Origin of the sequence: Maribacter hydrothermalis, assembly GCF_001913155.1 — a bacterium.
GTDB classification, from domain to species: Bacteria; Bacteroidota; Bacteroidia; order Flavobacteriales; family Flavobacteriaceae; genus Maribacter; species Maribacter hydrothermalis.
This window is the reverse complement of sequence record NZ_CP018760.1, coordinates 2,097,737-2,113,903: the sequence shown is the minus strand read 5'-3', so window position 1 is coordinate 2,113,903 and position 16,167 is coordinate 2,097,737. Positions and strand designations below refer to the sequence as shown.

The following is a 16,167-nucleotide window of genomic DNA, read 5'->3' as shown; positions in this document are numbered from 1 at the left end:
AACATTTAAACCTATATTTATTGAAAGAAGTTTTAAGGAAACATTTAGGTTCCATTTTACTCGTTGTTGCTGTAATAACTGTAATACATTGGAATGAAAGTAGTAAAGAAAAAAGAATAAATGAAAACAAAGCTTTTTCTTATGCGAAAATCCTTAGCGTAAAAAAAGGTAAAAGAAGTCGTGTGAGTTATAAATTCCTACATAATGATAAATGGATATATGAAACAGATTCCTGGAATGGAAAAGCAGAAAAAAATGAATTCTATAAAGTAATATATGACCGAAACAACCCCGAATACTCCGACATTTTACTTACCCGAAAATCTATCAATCCTTTAGATTTGATAGAAAAAGGAAAGAAAATAAAAGGGAAAATAGAAAGAATAGCTTATCCCTCAAATACTTATCTTGATTTGTATATATCTTATAATTTTCTTGGAGAGCGGTACGAATTTAGAACAAGAAAACATAAAGACAGTATAGATTGCATTGTAGTTTCAAAATGTGAAGGTTCAGAGATAGATCTTAGGATAAGTGATTATCAGCCTGAATTGAATAATTTATTTTTTGAGAGTTACGATAGAATTAAAATCAGAGAGAAAATCAATAGGAAATATAATAAATAACGTTGCGCACCACCGGCTATAATTCATTGCTAAATAATCGTTAAATTTAAACCTATCAACCATTAACAGGGACCGATTTCTCCCGGACAATTTCCGTTGTAAAAGTCCGCAACGAAATCATAGGTACTGTGTCAAAAAAAAAGTTTTTTCTTTAATAATTTAGCAAATGTTTGAATGAAAAAAATAAGTATCTATCTTCTAATGGCTTTTGTCTCAGGTTGTACTATTGATGATGGACCTGAAATTATAACACTAGAATGTGATGGGTTCGATTTTGAAATCGCAGACAGTGAATGGATTTTACTTCCAAGGGGGCCGGAATATCATTTTCAGGGACAGGGAAAAACTATTGAACTTTCTTCTGAATACCAAATAAGTGAACCTTTCACGATAGAATTTGAAAACCCTGGACTAAGTGCCTTAATTCCAATTGGAGGTCGAAATAGGGAATGTTTTAGTTCATATCTCTCATTTCATAAGACCCCTGATGGAAATACAAGTTTTTTTTAATGAAGTACGAAATTTTAATAAAGGAGAATTGGTTCTTAACTCATTCGCAATCGATGATTTAAGATTTGATTTGGAAATTATAAATGATTCCATTTCCGTAAAAAGTTTTGAATCTCTAAACGATGGTCTGGAATCTTCAATCTTTCAATTATTCGTTACTTTATCCCTCGAGGGTAAAACATATCAAAATATCCTGCAAATAACCAATCCTGTTAGGGAACCCAACCAGATATTTATTGCAAGGAATTTAGGTCTTGTGGCATATAATAAAAATGACACCCTATGGTTAAGGAATTAAAAAGTTTCCTTGCCTCCGCACTGCGCTTAGCCGTAACGTTGTAGAACATTTACCAAAATCAACAAAATGATTGAATTAATACTTTCGACTTTGGTAGAATTTGGCCTAATTCGTGAAGATTATAAACATCGTAAACTAATAGGTAAAAAAGAAAAAGAAGACGGTAATAAAAGACCTATTCAAAAATATTTTTTGCAACCGAGTTCAATAATGGTCATTTTGTTTGTAGTAGTTGGAAGTATAAGCGCATTTCTATTTTTCGGTTATCAACGAACTTCTATCTATCCGGATAAAACTGAAAAAGAAATAGCCGAAATTAGCCAAAGAATGGAAAATTGGAATGAAAAATTAGGACAATACCCATCAGACCTGAAAGAACTAATCGGAAATAATCCAATAAGACAAGATTGGAAAAAAGACGCTTGGAATAGGGAATATGAATTTACAATTACGGAAAACGGAAAAGGATTTTTAATTATGTCTGCTGGTCCTGATGGCGAATTTAAAACTGAGGATGACATTAAATCGAAATAAAAAAAATTAAAAATTGTTAGACTTTATATAATTAGTATAGTCTGTATTGTCTGCTATTTCTTAATGGAAAATAATAATGTAATAAATCAACTAGTTGAAAAATCGAGTAATTTTCGCTATTATGGATTTGTTACACTTGTTTTTACAGGATTACTCCAATACGGATTATTGACAGTCGGAATATGCATTTTTATAACTCTGAGTTATATAATAATTAGAGAGAAAATAAAAAACGATTAATTAAGTAAAAACGTGCGACAACAATACCTGTAGCAAATAGGGCGGAAAGTACTTAATTTAAGGGCTTGGGTATATTTTTCAAGTCCGCGCAATTTTAGAAAATCGAAATATTGAAGGAAAATATTGAATCTCAAAAGTCAATTTGTAAAAAATATAATTCGGAATTTAAGCCTTTAGACGGACAACTCTTTGTTGGAATAGCAACTGATTTAGAGATTGAACCAATAAATGGATTAAGACATCCAGCACACGGAACAATGAATGGTTGGTATATTTGGAGCGGAGAATGGTCTGATTCTGATGATTTCTTTAAACCAATTTGTATTGAGCATTTAATTGAAATGCAACCAGAAATATCAAAGTATTTAGGTCTTGATATCGGATTTAGATTTCAAATTGATAGTAAAGGTTATGAAGATGTTTGGTTTGATGAAAAAATTACTCGATTGGAATAAATGGACTTACCACTGATGCGAAAAAGCCAACTCGGACAGAAAAAACGTTGGGTAACAATCTAAACCATCTATTTATGGAGACAAACGAAATATTAAGAAATCAAATTCTTGAAATAGTAAAAAATCAAATCAAGGAAAACAATCCTCCTGAAACAAAAACCACTTTCGATAGATTGCGAAGTCAGGAGTTTGATGATTCTCAAACTAGACAAATGATTGGACAATGTATCTCAGTTGAATTATTTCAAATAATGAAAACTAGTGAACCGTACAATAATGCCAGATATATTAAGAATTTAAAAAAACTCCCAAAACAGCCATTTGATGAAAATAGAATTGACAAAAAAACAATATAAAACTTTACTAACGATAATGTATTGCGGAGAATGGATGCTTAACAGCTATAAAGATAATGATGACGACATCTCAAAAGAAACTGATGATATAGAGCAAATTATGTATTCTTTTGCAAAAGATTCTGGATTAGAAAAGTGGATAGAATACGATTCTGAAATGAGAAAATACTTTCCTACAGCAGATATGGAAGATGAATTGCACAAATTCATTGATATCTTTAACTTAAAACAAAGAAGCCAATAGTGTTTAAAAATAGAAAGAAAGTCTTAAGCTGAACCGACAAATACAACTTATAATCACCAAAAATGAAAGTTACTCCCGAAAAAAATGAAAAAGTAGCGAATATGATTTTTGCATCTATTTACCCTCTCTATTGGAATAGATTGGAAAAAAACGGGAGAACTAAAGAAGAATTCCACCAAGTACTTGAATGGTTTACGGGCTTTAACGAAAACAAATTACAAACGCTTCTTGAAGAGAAAGTAACGTTTAGGGAGTTTTTTAAAGAAGCAAAAATACATACTAATGCACACCTAATTAAAGGGGTTGTTTGTGGCTATCGTATAGAAGAAATTGAAGATGAGTTTGATGTCTACAAACTATGTAGACAAATGGAAAAGCTGATAGATGAATTTGCAAACGGTCGTAAAATGGAGAAGATTTTACGGGTAGAAAAGAAGTAAATTCACCGATTAACCTATTATTTTAAATGTTTAAATTTCGCAATATTAATTTCTGAATTTCAACACACACTTGGCTAATCCTATTAAGCTTACCAATGTACTTTTTTAAAAAAAACCTAATTACTAAATAAATTATTTTTCTTCCTTATTAATCTTTAAATCTACATTAATTGCACAAATAGATATTTTTAAATATATCTATTATCACAAAATTTGTACATTTAAGCATAAAATGTAGTTATGAACAATCTTATTCCGACGGAAAAAATCATTGAACGTTTGCGTTATGAAAATCCATGGTGGGTTACCAAAGAGGTACCCAGTACTTATAGTTCTATGTCCAAGAGATTATACTTTGACTTATTTTATCCATTTGTACTTGAAAGAAGTATAAATAGAGCACTGGTATTAATGGGACCAAGAAGAGTTGGTAAAACAGTAATGTTATTTCATTGTATAGAAAACCTACTGAACGAAGGGACAAATCCACAACAACTCTTTTTTATTGGCATTGATAACCCAATTTATGTCAATTTAAGCTTAGATGATATATTAATACTTTGTAACAATGCTCTAAATCTCAAAAATCTTGATGGTTGCTTTGTGTTTTTTGATGAAATCCAATACTTAAAAGATTGGGAAAGACATTTAAAAGTATTAGTTGATACTTACCCAAAGACTAAATTCATTGTTTCTGGTTCAGCAGCTGCAGCTTTAAAATGGCATAGTACTGAAAGTGGAGCTGGTAGATTTACCGATTTCTTACTACCTCCACTAACATTTCAAGAATACATTCATCTAAAAAAATTAAATCATTTAATCTTTGAAGGTGCTATTCAATATGGAAATAAGGATATACCATATTGCTTATCTCATGATACCAAAGCACTGAATAAAGAATTTATTCATTACTTAAATTTTGGAGGATATCCAGAGGTTGTTTTAAACGAAAAAATACAAGGAGATATGGGTAGATATGTAAAAAACGATATTGTAGATAAAGTTTTACTCAGAGACCTACCCAGTTTGTACGGAATAAAAGATGTACAAGAACTAAATAGGTTTTTTACATACATTGCTTACAATACTGGAAATGAATTTTCATATGAAACAATGTCCAGAGAAAGTGGAATTCAAAAAGAAATACTAAAAAAATATCTAGAATACTTAGAAGCTGCTTTTCTAATTAAAGTGTTGAACAAGGTTGGTGTTAATGCAAAGAGATTGAAAAGAATTACAAGTTTTAAAGTATACCTAACAAATCCATCCCTTCGTACCGCATTATTTTCTCCGATAATAGAAACGGACCAAGAAATGGGAAACATGGTAGAAACAGCAATTTTGTCTCAATGGATGCATAGAGAACAGTTAGACCTAACATACGCTCGGTGGAAAGAAGGGAGAAATGAGGGTGAAGTTGATTTAGTTTTAGTAGATGACAAAAATTATAAACCTGTGTGGGGAGTAGAAATCAAATGGAGTAACAGGTATTTTGATAAACCACAAGAGCTGAAAAGTTTAATTAAATTTTGTACAACAAATAAATTTGAATCAGCCGTTGTGACATCAATTGACCAATTAGGATTAAAAGAAATTCAAAATTTAAAATTCACTTTTCTACCGGCTTCTATATATGCCTATAACATTGGAGAAATTACACTAAAAATGAAAAACATCAAGTAATTTTATTATACTACAAATGTTATATACTCATCTTTAATCAAAATTTAATAAGCTCATCTACATTAAAATTGCCATAATTTCCTACTTATTAGTATCTTACCTTACTATGGCAGATAAAATACATCTTGAAAATATCTTGTTTTTAGATATTGAAACCGTACCCGAAAAAAGTTCATTTGACCAATTAGACAAAACTACTCAAGAGCTATGGGCGCATAAATCTCAATACCAAAGAAAAGATGAAGTAAGCGCTGAAGAATTTTATGACCGCGCAGGTATTTGGGCAGAATTCGGTAAAATTATTTGTATATCTGTAGGTTATTTTACGTTTCAAAAAGAGGTGCGCAGTTTTAGAATCACCACTTTTCACGGTGATGAAATAAAATTACTACAGGATTTTAAAGATTTATTGGAAGAGCATTTTAACCATGTAAAGCATGTACTCTGTGCACATAATGGTAAGGAATTCGATTTTCCGTACATAGCACGTAGAATGATTATTCATGGCATAGCATTACCAAATAAATTGGACTTATTTGGTAAAAAACCGTGGGAAATTCCTCATATAGACACCATGGAACTATGGAAATTTGGCGATTACAAGCACTATACTTCCCTTAAACTAATGGCGCATGTTCTAGGTATACCTTCTCCTAAAGAAGATATAGATGGCAGTATGGTAAGAGCCGTTTATTATGATGATAACGACTTAAATAGAATTATAAAGTATTGCGAATTAGATGTCCTAACTACGGCACAAGTATACTTAAGGTTAAGAAATGAGTCCTTATTAGAAGATATTGAAGTAAAGAAGGTAACTAAATTGAGTTAGCGTTTAAAAAGCGACATAATTCTTTACTAAAAGTAGTATCAGCACTGTAGAAACAGTATGAATGATGTAAATTTGAAAGTAACAACATTTGTTTAAACCTTACCTATGAAAAAATTTATTCTACTATTTTCTATAGCCGCACTAGTAATGAGTTGTATGCAAGAAAAAGAGATTAGTTCTATAAATCCTGAAAATTGGTCTAAAAGGAAAATTACTTTAAATGTAAAAGATTCCTTGGAATATGGGAAGTCCTATTTATCCATCTATTCTCAAATTTACAGTAGTTCAGAACATAAAACGCATAATTTAACCGCTATGGTTAGTTTACGTAACACTAGTGATGTTGATACTATATACCTTTTAAAAGCGGAGTATTTTGACACGCATGGCGTTTCGTTAAGAAATTACTTTAACCACCCCATTTATTTAGCTCCCTTAGAAACCGCTGAAATTATTATTGACGAAATGGATATATCTGGCGGAACAGGGTCTAATTTTATATTTGAATGGAAGACCCCAAAAGGTTGTCCGGAACCTTTATTTGAAGGCATTATGAATTCTACAGTGGGCCAACAAGGTCTTTCATTTACTACGATATCTAGAAGAATAAAATAGGTATTCTAGTATTTATAGAATTTGGCAGATTTATTAACGTCAAAATCTTGAATTTGCAACACATACAATCCTGTAGGAAGGTCGGACACATTAATTTTTGAATTTGTAGCAGAGTCCATTTTTAATTCCACTCCACTTGTACTTAGTATTCGATACATTGTGGTATCGCTGGTTTCAACATTTAAATGAATCTCGTCTACCGCAGGGTTAGGATAAACACTAAAAGGAATTTCAGAATCTACACTTAGGGTTTGTAAAGTTTCTACTTCCGTTTCGGCACCTATAAATGTAAAAGTAATTGGGTCGCTGTATTCCGAAGCAATATTTTGAGAACAAAATGTTCTAAGTCTAAAAGAATACGTCTTGTCTAGAATTAAGTTTTTCCAATCAAAATTGTTAACTGAAATATATTCTGTAGTCCAGTCTTGTTCATGTACTTCTTTGTACTGTACTTCATAAAGAGCATCTTCAGAAGCATTCCAACGTAGCTTTACGCTTGATGCTTCAGCTTCTTCTATGTTAATTTCATCAGGAGCATCTAGTGAGCATGTCGTCATACGCACGCCAGAAAGAATTAATGAAAAATCTTGAACTCTGTTTACCAGCTCGCCTTTATGTGTTACTACTATAGTGTACGTACCATTTGCATTAGGTATTTCTATTCTTTCGAAAGGATCAACATTATTATCCCCTTTAGTTGCTGCACTACTAGCTTGGGCGGGATTTAATTTCCATGGTAAAAATGTTTTTCCATTCTGTATAATTCTTATGTCAAGGTCATTAACAAGTGCGGCAGTAGTATTATTTAATTCTCCGTTATTAATATAGGAAGATTCTAAATCGGTCCAAGAAATCGATGCTATTAAGGTCTTATTTCCTTCTGCTGTTATCTCAAAAGAAAACTCCTCTCCGTTTTCTAGTGATTCTTCGGCAATATGGCTTGTAAACTCTTTAGTGTTAATAAGCTGAGCTGCATTCATCGTATTCATTATACCCCAGCCCATTTTATAATCGGGCCCTGGTGCGTCAACATCATCAGCTGTATGTAATGCTAAACCTTTTAAGGTAGCCGCTTTCATATAAGACCCGTATAATTGCTCATTATACTGTTGTAATAATAATAAAGAACCCGTAACACTTGGCGTAGCCATTGAAGTACCAGAAGATGTATTATAACTAGTATTACTAAATGAATCTGTTGATAGTACCGAGCCACCATTTCCTGCAATATCTGGCTTAATTCTACCATCGTCAACAGGTCCAAAACTGCTATAAGCAGATACCTCCGCATTCTTTAAATTTCCGTTTCTATCAATATTAGAATTGGCACCTGCCACAACAATTGCGTTTTTAGCAAGTGTAAAGCCTAACAACACATCAAAACCATCAGTAGTTGATCCGTATGTAGGTGAATCATTATCCCTACTTTTTTGTGCATTTCCTGCGGCAGACACCATTAAATAGTAAGGCGCATTATACATTATTTTGTCCCAATCTTGGGCTACTTTCGTGTATGCCCCAAAATACCAGTCTGGTACTCTATCCGCTTTAATACCATAGGAATGATTAGAAAGTAATAATCCTTTTGAGGCAGCCCCCGTAACTTCTATTTTATCTCTGGTCCAATCGTGAGAAACGACTTTAGCCATACTGGCTACACCTTTTGCATCTTTCTTTAGACCGGCAGAAATTATGCTTCCGGTTACACGAGTAGCGTGCGGATCAATTTCTGTTGTATTATCCCCGTTTATAATTCTAGAAGCGAATTCCACATGATTCTCTAAGGCAACCCCTGAATCCCAAACACCAACTTGCATACCATCCCCATCTAAATGAAGACCCAACAGACCATTTGTATTTAAAGTAGATGCTCTAGATACAAAACCAGCTTCATCCGAATACGTCTCGTAATATAAAGGACTACCATCTTCGCCTATGGCCTGTAATTCTATTTTTTTACCATTGGCAAGCGTTTCTTTAATTTTCCAGTTGTTCAGTTTCGCTGCCGCATTAAGTTGCGTTCTTTCAAGAGCAAACTCAGAAACCAAATTAGTTTTAAAATTAGCCAACTCCACACTCTTGTTGTTTGAAGCTATTTTTAATCGTTGCTGTGTAGTTTGTCCGTTAAGGTTCGCAACTACTGAGAATACTAAAAAAAGTAATATTAGAATACTACTTGCACTGTAGGTAGATTTTTTGGTATTCATAATTAGGTTTTAATATTGTAAGATTTGGACTACAAATATAAAAACCAAAAGTTATTTTCGATTAAGGAACATATTTATTCGATGAATTACCTAGATGTTGCGGCGAAGCTGTTGTGAAAACATCAATTTTTGTTGTGTAAGTTTTTTCTTTCTTTTTTCTAGGTATCAAGAATTAAATGTAAACATAGCATAGACGGGAAAATGATCGCTATAACCACCCATATATCTATCTGATACAAAAGTTCTATACGGCGTACCTTTATATTTGCCCTTTTTTTCCATTAATGATTTATGATCATAGATTGCCGCAGAATCTAAACTATGGGTATTTTTTTCATAATTTAAAAACGAATTTGACACTAAAACTTGGTCAAACATATTCCACTTTCCTCCATAAACCGATGTTCCTTTACTTTCCGGAATATGTAAAGTCTCCATAGGATTAAACAAGTTTGCTCCTTCTTTTAATGTTTGTATACTCTTTGAACTGGGGTCATCGTTAAAGTCCCCCATAATAATAATGTTAGGGTCCAGTTCTTCTAACTTAATAGTATCTATTTTTAAAATAATTTCTTTTGCTGCAATTACCCTTTTGTATTCGGTTTGGACATCACCATCTCTTCTAGATGGCCAATGATTTACAAAAACATGAACCAATTCTTTATTGAGCTCCCCTTTTACATATAAGATATCCCTAGTCGTGTCTCTTATCCCTGCTTCATTATTTACAAGTAATGCCAGTGGTTCCGAATGTAATACATTAAAAAAGCGTTTACGATAAATAAGTCCTGTATCAATTCCCCGTTCATCTGGAGAATCGAAATGAATAAACCCATAATCTATATCCTTCATAGATCCAGTATTTAACAATGCATCTAGAACACTATTATTTTCCGCCTCTGCAACTCCAATTAAAGCGGGAGGGTAAGGATGATCTGCTTCTCCAATATTTACCAAAGTTTTAGCCAGTTTAGATAATTTACGACGATATTTTTCTACCGTCCATTTTTTTGCCCCATTAGGAGTATAATCTTTATCTAATATTTTTGAATTCCGTTCTGGGTCAAATAGATTTTCTAAATTGTAGAACGCAACCGTATATTTCTGTTTTTTTGATTTTTTTTTAAAGAATGGTATTCGCATGTAACATTTTAAATGGGTCAATAAAAATACGAAATAGCTTATCGGTAATTGCTTAATTTTGCACTTTACAATATTTATGATAGAAAAGAAAAGTATAGATTATGAAAAAGCAGTTCTTATTGGTGTAATCAATAAAGAACAAAATGAAGAAAAGGTTTCGGAATATTTAGATGAACTAGAGTTCCTTACCTATACTGCTGGCGGAGAAGTAATAAAGCGGTTTACTCAACGTATGGATATCCCCAACCCTAAAACCTTAATAGGTACAGGGAAAATGGAGGAAATAGAAAAATATGTCGAAGAACATGAAATTGGCTCCGTAATTTTTGATGACGAACTTACCCCTGGTCAACAACGCAATATTGAAAAGCAATTACGTTGTAAAATAATTGACCGCACCAGTTTAATATTGGACATTTTTGCTCAACGAGCGCAAACGAGCTATGCAAGAACTCAGGTAGAACTTGCGCAATACGAATATTTACTGCCAAGACTAACAGGCCTTTGGACGCACTTAGAGCGCCAAAAGGGGGGTATTGGCATGCGCGGACCTGGTGAAACAGAAATTGAAACGGATAGGCGTATTGTTCGTGACCGAATTACTTTATTAAAAAAGAAGCTGACCAAGATTGATCGCCAAATGGAAACCCAAAGAGGTAACCGCGGTGCTTTGGTAAGAGTTGCTTTGGTTGGGTATACCAATGTAGGTAAATCTACCTTAATGAACGTTATCAGTAAAAGTGATGTATTTGCGGAGAATAAGCTGTTTGCCACATTGGACACAACGGTTAGAAAAGTAGTTATAGGCAACTTACCATTTCTTTTAAGTGATACAGTAGGATTTATAAGAAAACTACCAACGCAGTTAGTTGAGAGCTTTAAAAGTACTTTAGATGAAGTTCGTGAAGCCGATTTATTGCTTCACATTGTAGATATTTCGCATCCACAGTTTGAAGAGCATATAGCGTCTGTAAACAAAATTTTATCAGAAATTAAAAGTTCGGATAAGAAAATAATTATGGTCTTTAATAAGATCGACCAATATGAACATGAAACTATTGACGAAGATGATTTAACTACCGAACGTACAGGAAGACATTTTACCATAAGTGACTGGAAAAAAACATGGATGGAAAAGGTTGGCGATAGAGCAATTTTCATATCAGCTTTAAATAAGGAAAATTTAGATGAATTTAGAAAGCGTGTTTATGACGAAGTAAGAGATATCCATATTACTCGATTTCCCTATAATAATTTTCTGTATCCTGAGCATTTGGACGAATATTAATTTCCAACTATAATGCAATTAGTGCAGTTCATCGATGAAATTAAACCATTAATAAATCTCACCACATTTTAAGTTGGGTTCACAACATAAATTATCATCAACAAATCCTTTGCTCTAATTTTACAAAGTGTTCAAGTAAAAATATTGACCCCAAATCAATATTTTTCTTTTAAAAATTAAAAGTAAAACCCCAAATTTTACGATACTACTTAACCGAAAAGAGCCCTCTAAATAGAGGGCTCTTTTTTTTATAAGAATGGTATTTATTTTAATCCTTATACATTAAAATGCATAGTTAAGACCTACTAAGAAATAGGTCTGTAATTTATTATCTATATTGTCAAAAGTAGCTGTTGGTGTTGGTGTCGGACCAGTTAAAGCGTAATTTAAAGCCTCTTGCTTGTTATCACGTAAACCAAACTCAAACCCTAAACCTATACCATTCCATAAGGTATAACCAAAAGAGTTGATCCAGGTGAAGTTAGAAAGGTCTCCGCTCTTATAACTTTGAAACATAGAAAGGTTAGTTTTAAAATTTACGGCACCAATTTTCTTTGTATAATCAGCAACAATTTTAGCTCCCAAAGAAGATTCGAAAACAGCATCGTTATTACTAAATACAAAGTTGTAGTTTAAAGGATGTATAACCACTACTAAATCTGTAATTGGTGTCCAAGTAGCACCAACCCCTAAATCTAAATATCCAGGATCATTGAAGTTATTTAAAAGCGTAGTACGGTATTCTCCTAAACCAGAAATTGCGAATTTTTCATTTAACTTTCTTCCGTAAAGTGAAGTTATATTGAAAACATCCGTTCCTTGTCTAAAGCTATCATCATCGGTTGCATCATTCTTATCATCGAATTTTACCCACCCTAAGTTGACATTACCCGAGTTTCTCCAAAAGAACTTCTCTTCTGTTAAATTTGCAAATGCATTTACTGTTACACCAATATTACCCGAAGATACATCTGGTGTGCCTTGCCCGTACCAATTATTAAAGCTGCTAAGGTTAACACCTATTGTACCAAAAGCTCCTTTTTTCCACCCTGGTAATGCATCAATTTTACCTTGAATAGCATCAGCTCTACCTTGAATAGCAGCGATAGAATCTTTAACTGCACCTAATTGACCTTTAAGCTCCTCTTCTGTTTGAGAAAAACCAACAGTTGCAACAAAAGCAAGGGCAAGTGTTAAAACAATTTTTTTCATAATTTTTAATGTTTATAGTTTATAGCGCTGCAAAGGTAAGGATACTTGACAAATTCTATAAATAGGAATTTGTTATTTTCTTTTATATAACGGCACAGAAGAGCATGCCTCACCATACATAATGGACTTTGCAACAGGTTTTAAACGCTCAGCGAGAAACAGATAAGCGTTAGAAGGCACAGGTTTTTTACTGCATCCTTTAATAATTATTAATTTGTCTTGATACTCAGCAACATCGATATTTTCAATAATAGATTGATAACTACTTGTTTCTAAATCCACTAAAGTTCCTTGAATTGCCTTTTTTGCAATACCGCTAAGCTTTACACTTAACAATAAATAAGCCCAACCTGGCACAATAGCATCGGTAGAACATTGCATGGCAACATAGGCATCTTTATACTGAGACCAATCATGTTCATCTACATAGTTTCTAAATTCTTTTTCCCTTAAAATAAAACCTTCAAACAGCCAATCTTTAATATCCAAAACCATTCTGTTCCCTTTGGGATAATAATCCTCAAGGTTAAAAGTAATTAGTTTGCTCTGGGCAACTTTATTTACGATTTCATCTTGCATACAAGCATCTTTTAAATCGAAATGGAATAGTTTTTAAAGAAGTCCCAATTCTAATTTTGCTTCTTCGCTCATTAAGTCCTGTGTCCAAGGAGGATCAAAAGTAATTTCTACCTCAGCATCTTTAATGGCATCTAGCGACTTCACTTTTTCTTCTACTTCTGCCGGTAAACTCTCAGCTACAGGACAGTTAGGTGAGGTAAGTGTCATTAAGATCTTTACTTCATTATCTTCATTCACCAAAACGTCATAGATCAAGCCTAATTCATAAATATCTACAGGAATTTCTGGGTCATATATGGTCTTTAAAATCTTAACGATTTTCTCTCCTAATTCTGCGCTGTCTTCAGCTATATTTTCATTACTCATAATCTTATTCTTCAATTTGTGTTTGATACGCTACTGCGTATAACTTTAATTGTTTGATCATACTAACCAAACCGTTTGCCCGTGTAGGCGACAAATGCTCTTTTAGGCCAATTTCATCAATAAATTGCGTATCCGCATCTAAAATATCTTGTGGTTTCTGGTTACTAAAAGCACGTATTAGAATTGCAATAATACCTTTGGTAATAATAGCATCGCTATCTGCCGTAAAAACCAATTTGTTATCTTCTAATTCAGCATGTACCCAAACCTTGCTTTGACAACCTTTAATGATGTTATTATCGGTCTTAAATTCTTCTTTGATCAATGGTAGCGATTTTCCTAATTCAATCATATACTCATATCGCTGCATCCAATCATCGAACATGGAAAATTCGTCTATAATCTCTTCTTGTATCTCTTTAATTTCCATTACATTATTTTATGCAAAAATACGATAACAATTGAAGGATTTCAAACCTTAACATTACTTGTTAAACAATGTATTACAACAACATACTTTTCGCTTTTAACACACCAGCGATAAGCACATCTACTTCTTCTCTAGTATTATAAAAAGCAAAACTAGCACGCACGGTGCCGGGTATTTTAAAGAAGTCCATAATAGGCTGTGCACAATGGTGTCCTGTACGCACCGCAATACCTAATTTATCTAAAATACTGCCCATATCATACGGGTGAATACCTTCGATATTAAATGAAATAACAGAAGTCTTATTTTTTGCAGTCCCGTAAATTTTTAATCCGTCTATCTTTAATAATTCCTGCGTAGCATAATCAAGCAACTCATGCTCATATTTAGCAATTTCATTAAAGCCAATACCATTCATGTAATCTAATGCCGCTCCGAAAGCGATACCGCCACAGATATTAGGTGTCCCTGCTTCAAATTTATGAGGTAGGTCTGCATAGGTAGTTTTCTCGAAAGTTACTTCGGCAATCATTTCGCCACCACCTTGGTACGGTGGTAATTGATTCAACCACTCTTCTTTACCATATAACATACCAACACCTGTTGGTCCACATATTTTGTGGGCGGAGCAGGTATAAAAATCAACATCTAATGCCTGTACATCTGCTACCAAATGCGGAGCTGCCTGAGCGCCATCAATTAATACCGCTGCACCAACTTTATGAGCCTTTTCAATTATTTCTTCAATTGGATTAATAGTCCCTAAAGCATTAGAAATATGGTTACAGAAAACCAATTTTGTTTTATCGTTAAGAAGCTCATTATAAGCATCCATGCGTAATTCGCCATCTTGGTTCATTGGGATTACTTTTAAAACCGCACCGGTTCTTTCACAAAGCATTTGCCAAGGGACAATATTAGAATGATGCTCCATTGCAGAAACCAAAACCTCATCTCCTTTTTTAATCAATTCAGAGAATCCGTTTGCAACAAGGTTTATACTATGCGTAGTCCCCGATGTATAAATAATCTCGTAAGATTTAGCCGCGTTAAAATGCTTTTGAATCTTTATTCTTGCCTGCTCATATTTATCGGTCGCTTCTTGTGAAAGCGTATGAACCCCACGGTGAATATTGGCATTGTAGTTCTGATAGTAATCTACTATTGCATCTATAACCTGCTGTGGAGTTTGCGAAGTAGCGGCATTGTCTAAATAGACCAATGGTTTACCATTTACCTCGCGCTTAAGAATTGGAAAATCTGCTCTTATTTTTTTAATATCTAACATAGTCAATCTTCTTATATACAAAGATACCCGATAATGAAAACATATCGGGTATTGTACTTATCCTTTTGTGATAATCTGTGTTTAATGGGAATTAAAAACGAAACCCGACACCGGCTTTTATTAGACTTCCGTTATCATTATAATCATAGCGCAAAGTCTCGCCATTAATAACAGTATCTCCTTTTTTATTTATATTGATGTAATCATATTGAATTTGAAGGAAGAACCTTTTAGAAATATCATATGACAGACCTAAATTCAAGTTTAACCCACCATCGGTAGAATTATCATCAACTTCAGTATTACTGCCGCTTTTATAATAATAATCATCATTAACTATAGTATAACCCAACGCAATTTGAGGTTTAAGTTTCGTAAACCCAGGTATTGCCAACTCAGCAAACACTTTCGGTTGAATTAAAAGCTTTTTCATCTTATAATCATTTACCACATCAACATCCTCTTGACTACCAGCAGTCCATTCATCATGGTTTTTTAAAAATGCAGCATTAAGACCAGCGCCTATATTTACGGCACCTAACTGAACAAATCGATATTTAATACCAAAATCTACAACACCATTCAATTCACCAAAACTTAGATTGTCTGAAACATTTAAAGGATAATTAGCCTCAATACTCCATTTCTGGTCTTGAGCATGCATTATTAAAGAAGTGAAAACTAAAAAAGAGACAAGAATAACTTTTTTCATATGTATTATAGTTAGGAATTAACCGCGCTAAAATAGATTATACTGGCGTAAGAAAATACAACGGTTCGTTAAGAATAACCTAACGAACCGTTAATTTTTATTGAATAAA

The 16,167-nt window shown here is 33.2% G+C and carries 20 protein-coding genes; 12 read left to right on the top strand and 8 right to left on the bottom strand.

The window, feature by feature from the left end:
* Nucleotides 1-20 precede the first annotated feature (20 nt).
* The 11 genes from BTR34_RS09075 to BTR34_RS09020 all read left to right on the top strand — a co-directional run bounded on the left by BTR34_RS09075 (nt 21) and on the right by BTR34_RS09020 (nt 6,833).
* Nucleotides 21-626, top strand: coding sequence for a hypothetical protein (locus BTR34_RS09075; protein ID WP_068480432.1), 606 nt, complete (start codon nt 21-23; stop codon nt 624-626).
* Between the two features lie 174 nt (nt 627-800).
* Nucleotides 801-1,136 carry a hypothetical protein gene (locus BTR34_RS09070; protein WP_068480429.1) on the top strand — a complete coding sequence of 112 codons (336 nt, stop codon included), beginning with the start codon at nt 801-803 and terminating at the stop codon, nt 1,134-1,136.
* The gene (locus tag BTR34_RS09065; protein ID WP_068480426.1) at nt 1,114-1,434 is read left to right on the top strand and encodes a hypothetical protein; all 321 of its coding nucleotides are present in this window, start codon (nt 1,114-1,116) and stop codon (nt 1,432-1,434) included. Before BTR34_RS09070 ends, BTR34_RS09065 begins: the two co-directional genes overlap by 23 nt.
* Nucleotides 1,435-1,500: 66 nt before the next feature.
* Nucleotides 1,501-1,968 (top strand): type II secretion system protein GspG, encoded by a 468-nt coding sequence (locus tag BTR34_RS09060; RefSeq protein WP_068480423.1) that lies wholly within the window; start codon nt 1,501-1,503, stop codon nt 1,966-1,968.
* A gap of 350 nt (nt 1,969-2,318) precedes the next feature.
* Complete coding sequence (locus tag BTR34_RS09050) at nt 2,319-2,663, top strand: immunity protein Imm33 domain-containing protein (RefSeq protein WP_068480420.1); 345 nt, start codon at nt 2,319-2,321, stop codon at nt 2,661-2,663.
* A 74-nt stretch (nt 2,664-2,737) separates the two neighbouring features.
* Entirely contained in the window at nt 2,738-3,019 is a 282-nt protein-coding gene (locus tag BTR34_RS09045; protein WP_068480417.1) for a hypothetical protein, read from the top strand.
* Nucleotides 2,988-3,263, top strand: a complete 276-nt coding sequence (locus BTR34_RS09040; RefSeq protein WP_068480414.1) for a hypothetical protein — start codon at nt 2,988-2,990, stop codon at nt 3,261-3,263. The genes BTR34_RS09045 and BTR34_RS09040 overlap by 32 nt, the downstream gene beginning before the upstream one ends.
* 62 nt (nt 3,264-3,325) lie before the next feature.
* The gene (locus BTR34_RS09035; RefSeq protein ID WP_068480411.1) at nt 3,326-3,703 is read left to right on the top strand and encodes a DUF2200 domain-containing protein; all 378 of its coding nucleotides are present in this window, start codon (nt 3,326-3,328) and stop codon (nt 3,701-3,703) included.
* A 240-nt stretch (nt 3,704-3,943) separates the two neighbouring features.
* Nucleotides 3,944-5,386 carry an ATP-binding protein gene (locus BTR34_RS09030; protein WP_068480408.1) on the top strand — a complete coding sequence of 481 codons (1,443 nt, stop codon included), beginning with the start codon at nt 3,944-3,946 and terminating at the stop codon, nt 5,384-5,386.
* 106 nt (nt 5,387-5,492) lie between these two features.
* Nucleotides 5,493-6,218 (top strand): 3'-5' exonuclease, encoded by a 726-nt coding sequence (locus BTR34_RS09025; protein ID WP_068480405.1) that lies wholly within the window; start codon nt 5,493-5,495, stop codon nt 6,216-6,218.
* 105 nt (nt 6,219-6,323) lie between these two features.
* Nucleotides 6,324-6,833: a DUF3124 domain-containing protein gene (locus BTR34_RS09020; RefSeq protein WP_068480402.1), complete on the top strand. Its 510-nt coding sequence runs from the start codon at nt 6,324-6,326 to the stop codon at nt 6,831-6,833.
* Between the two features lie 5 nt (nt 6,834-6,838).
* Here BTR34_RS09020 and BTR34_RS09015 read toward each other — a convergent pair whose 3' ends face one another.
* Together BTR34_RS09015 and BTR34_RS09010 are read right to left on the bottom strand one after the other, a co-directional pair.
* On the bottom strand, nt 6,839-9,040 hold the full coding sequence (locus BTR34_RS09015; protein ID WP_068480399.1) for a S8 family serine peptidase: 2,202 nt from the start codon (nt 9,038-9,040) through the stop codon (nt 6,839-6,841).
* A 165-nt stretch (nt 9,041-9,205) separates the two neighbouring features.
* Nucleotides 9,206-10,183: an endonuclease/exonuclease/phosphatase family protein gene (locus BTR34_RS09010; protein ID WP_068480396.1), complete on the bottom strand. Its 978-nt coding sequence runs from the start codon at nt 10,181-10,183 to the stop codon at nt 9,206-9,208.
* Between the two features lie 76 nt (nt 10,184-10,259).
* On the opposite strand from BTR34_RS09010, the gene hflX reads away from it, so the two are divergent.
* Entirely contained in the window at nt 10,260-11,471 is a 1,212-nt protein-coding gene (gene hflX / locus BTR34_RS09005; RefSeq protein ID WP_068480393.1) for a GTPase HflX, read from the top strand.
* Nucleotides 11,472-11,753: 282 nt separating this feature from the next.
* Here hflX and BTR34_RS09000 read toward each other — a convergent pair whose 3' ends face one another.
* From BTR34_RS09000 to BTR34_RS08975, 6 genes are all read right to left on the bottom strand, one after another.
* Nucleotides 11,754-12,683, bottom strand: a complete 930-nt coding sequence (locus BTR34_RS09000; RefSeq protein ID WP_068480390.1) for a DUF3078 domain-containing protein — start codon at nt 12,681-12,683, stop codon at nt 11,754-11,756.
* A gap of 72 nt (nt 12,684-12,755) precedes the next feature.
* A complete protein-coding gene (locus tag BTR34_RS08995) occupies nt 12,756-13,262 on the bottom strand; it encodes a DUF2480 family protein (RefSeq protein ID WP_068480388.1) in 507 nt (168 codons plus the stop codon).
* A 33-nt stretch (nt 13,263-13,295) separates the two neighbouring features.
* Nucleotides 13,296-13,628, bottom strand: a complete 333-nt coding sequence (locus tag BTR34_RS08990) for an SUF system Fe-S cluster assembly protein (protein ID WP_068480384.1) — start codon at nt 13,626-13,628, stop codon at nt 13,296-13,298.
* A 4-nt stretch (nt 13,629-13,632) separates the two neighbouring features.
* Nucleotides 13,633-14,058: a SufE family protein gene (locus BTR34_RS08985; protein WP_068480381.1), complete on the bottom strand. Its 426-nt coding sequence runs from the start codon at nt 14,056-14,058 to the stop codon at nt 13,633-13,635.
* Between the two features lie 73 nt (nt 14,059-14,131).
* Nucleotides 14,132-15,346: an aminotransferase class V-fold PLP-dependent enzyme gene (locus BTR34_RS08980; protein WP_068480378.1), complete on the bottom strand. Its 1,215-nt coding sequence runs from the start codon at nt 15,344-15,346 to the stop codon at nt 14,132-14,134.
* A 91-nt stretch (nt 15,347-15,437) separates the two neighbouring features.
* A complete protein-coding gene (locus BTR34_RS08975) occupies nt 15,438-16,058 on the bottom strand; it encodes an outer membrane protein (RefSeq protein WP_068480375.1) in 621 nt (206 codons plus the stop codon).
* Nucleotides 16,059-16,167: the final 109 nt, after the last annotated feature.

Coding starts and splice junctions, on each gene's coding strand:
- BTR34_RS09020 (WP_068480402.1), top strand. CDS start 6,324: ATGAAAAAATTTATTCTACTATTTTCTATAGCCGCACTAGTAATGAGT.
- BTR34_RS09000 (WP_068480390.1), bottom strand. CDS start 12,683: ATGAAAAAAATTGTTTTAACACTTGCCCTTGCTTTTGTTGCAACTGTT.
- BTR34_RS09025 (WP_068480405.1), top strand. CDS start 5,493: ATGGCAGATAAAATACATCTTGAAAATATCTTGTTTTTAGATATTGAA.
- BTR34_RS09035 (WP_068480411.1), top strand. CDS start 3,326: ATGAAAGTTACTCCCGAAAAAAATGAAAAAGTAGCGAATATGATTTTT.
- hflX (WP_068480393.1), top strand. CDS start 10,260: ATGATAGAAAAGAAAAGTATAGATTATGAAAAAGCAGTTCTTATTGGT.
- BTR34_RS09010 (WP_068480396.1), bottom strand. CDS start 10,183: ATGCGAATACCATTCTTTAAAAAAAAATCAAAAAAACAGAAATATACG.
- BTR34_RS08985 (WP_068480381.1), bottom strand. CDS start 14,058: ATGGAAATTAAAGAGATACAAGAAGAGATTATAGACGAATTTTCCATG.
- BTR34_RS09040 (WP_068480414.1), top strand. CDS start 2,988: ATGAAAATAGAATTGACAAAAAAACAATATAAAACTTTACTAACGATA.
- BTR34_RS08995 (WP_068480388.1), bottom strand. CDS start 13,262: ATGCAAGATGAAATCGTAAATAAAGTTGCCCAGAGCAAACTAATTACT.
- BTR34_RS09045 (WP_068480417.1), top strand. CDS start 2,738: ATGGAGACAAACGAAATATTAAGAAATCAAATTCTTGAAATAGTAAAA.
- BTR34_RS09070 (WP_068480429.1), top strand. CDS start 801: ATGAAAAAAATAAGTATCTATCTTCTAATGGCTTTTGTCTCAGGTTGT.
- BTR34_RS09060 (WP_068480423.1), top strand. CDS start 1,501: ATGATTGAATTAATACTTTCGACTTTGGTAGAATTTGGCCTAATTCGT.
- BTR34_RS08980 (WP_068480378.1), bottom strand. CDS start 15,346: ATGTTAGATATTAAAAAAATAAGAGCAGATTTTCCAATTCTTAAGCGC.
- BTR34_RS09030 (WP_068480408.1), top strand. CDS start 3,944: ATGAACAATCTTATTCCGACGGAAAAAATCATTGAACGTTTGCGTTAT.
- BTR34_RS08975 (WP_068480375.1), bottom strand. CDS start 16,058: ATGAAAAAAGTTATTCTTGTCTCTTTTTTAGTTTTCACTTCTTTAATA.
- BTR34_RS09065 (WP_068480426.1), top strand. CDS start 1,114: ATGGAAATACAAGTTTTTTTTAATGAAGTACGAAATTTTAATAAAGGA.
- BTR34_RS08990 (WP_068480384.1), bottom strand. CDS start 13,628: ATGAGTAATGAAAATATAGCTGAAGACAGCGCAGAATTAGGAGAGAAA.
- BTR34_RS09015 (WP_068480399.1), bottom strand. CDS start 9,040: ATGAATACCAAAAAATCTACCTACAGTGCAAGTAGTATTCTAATATTA.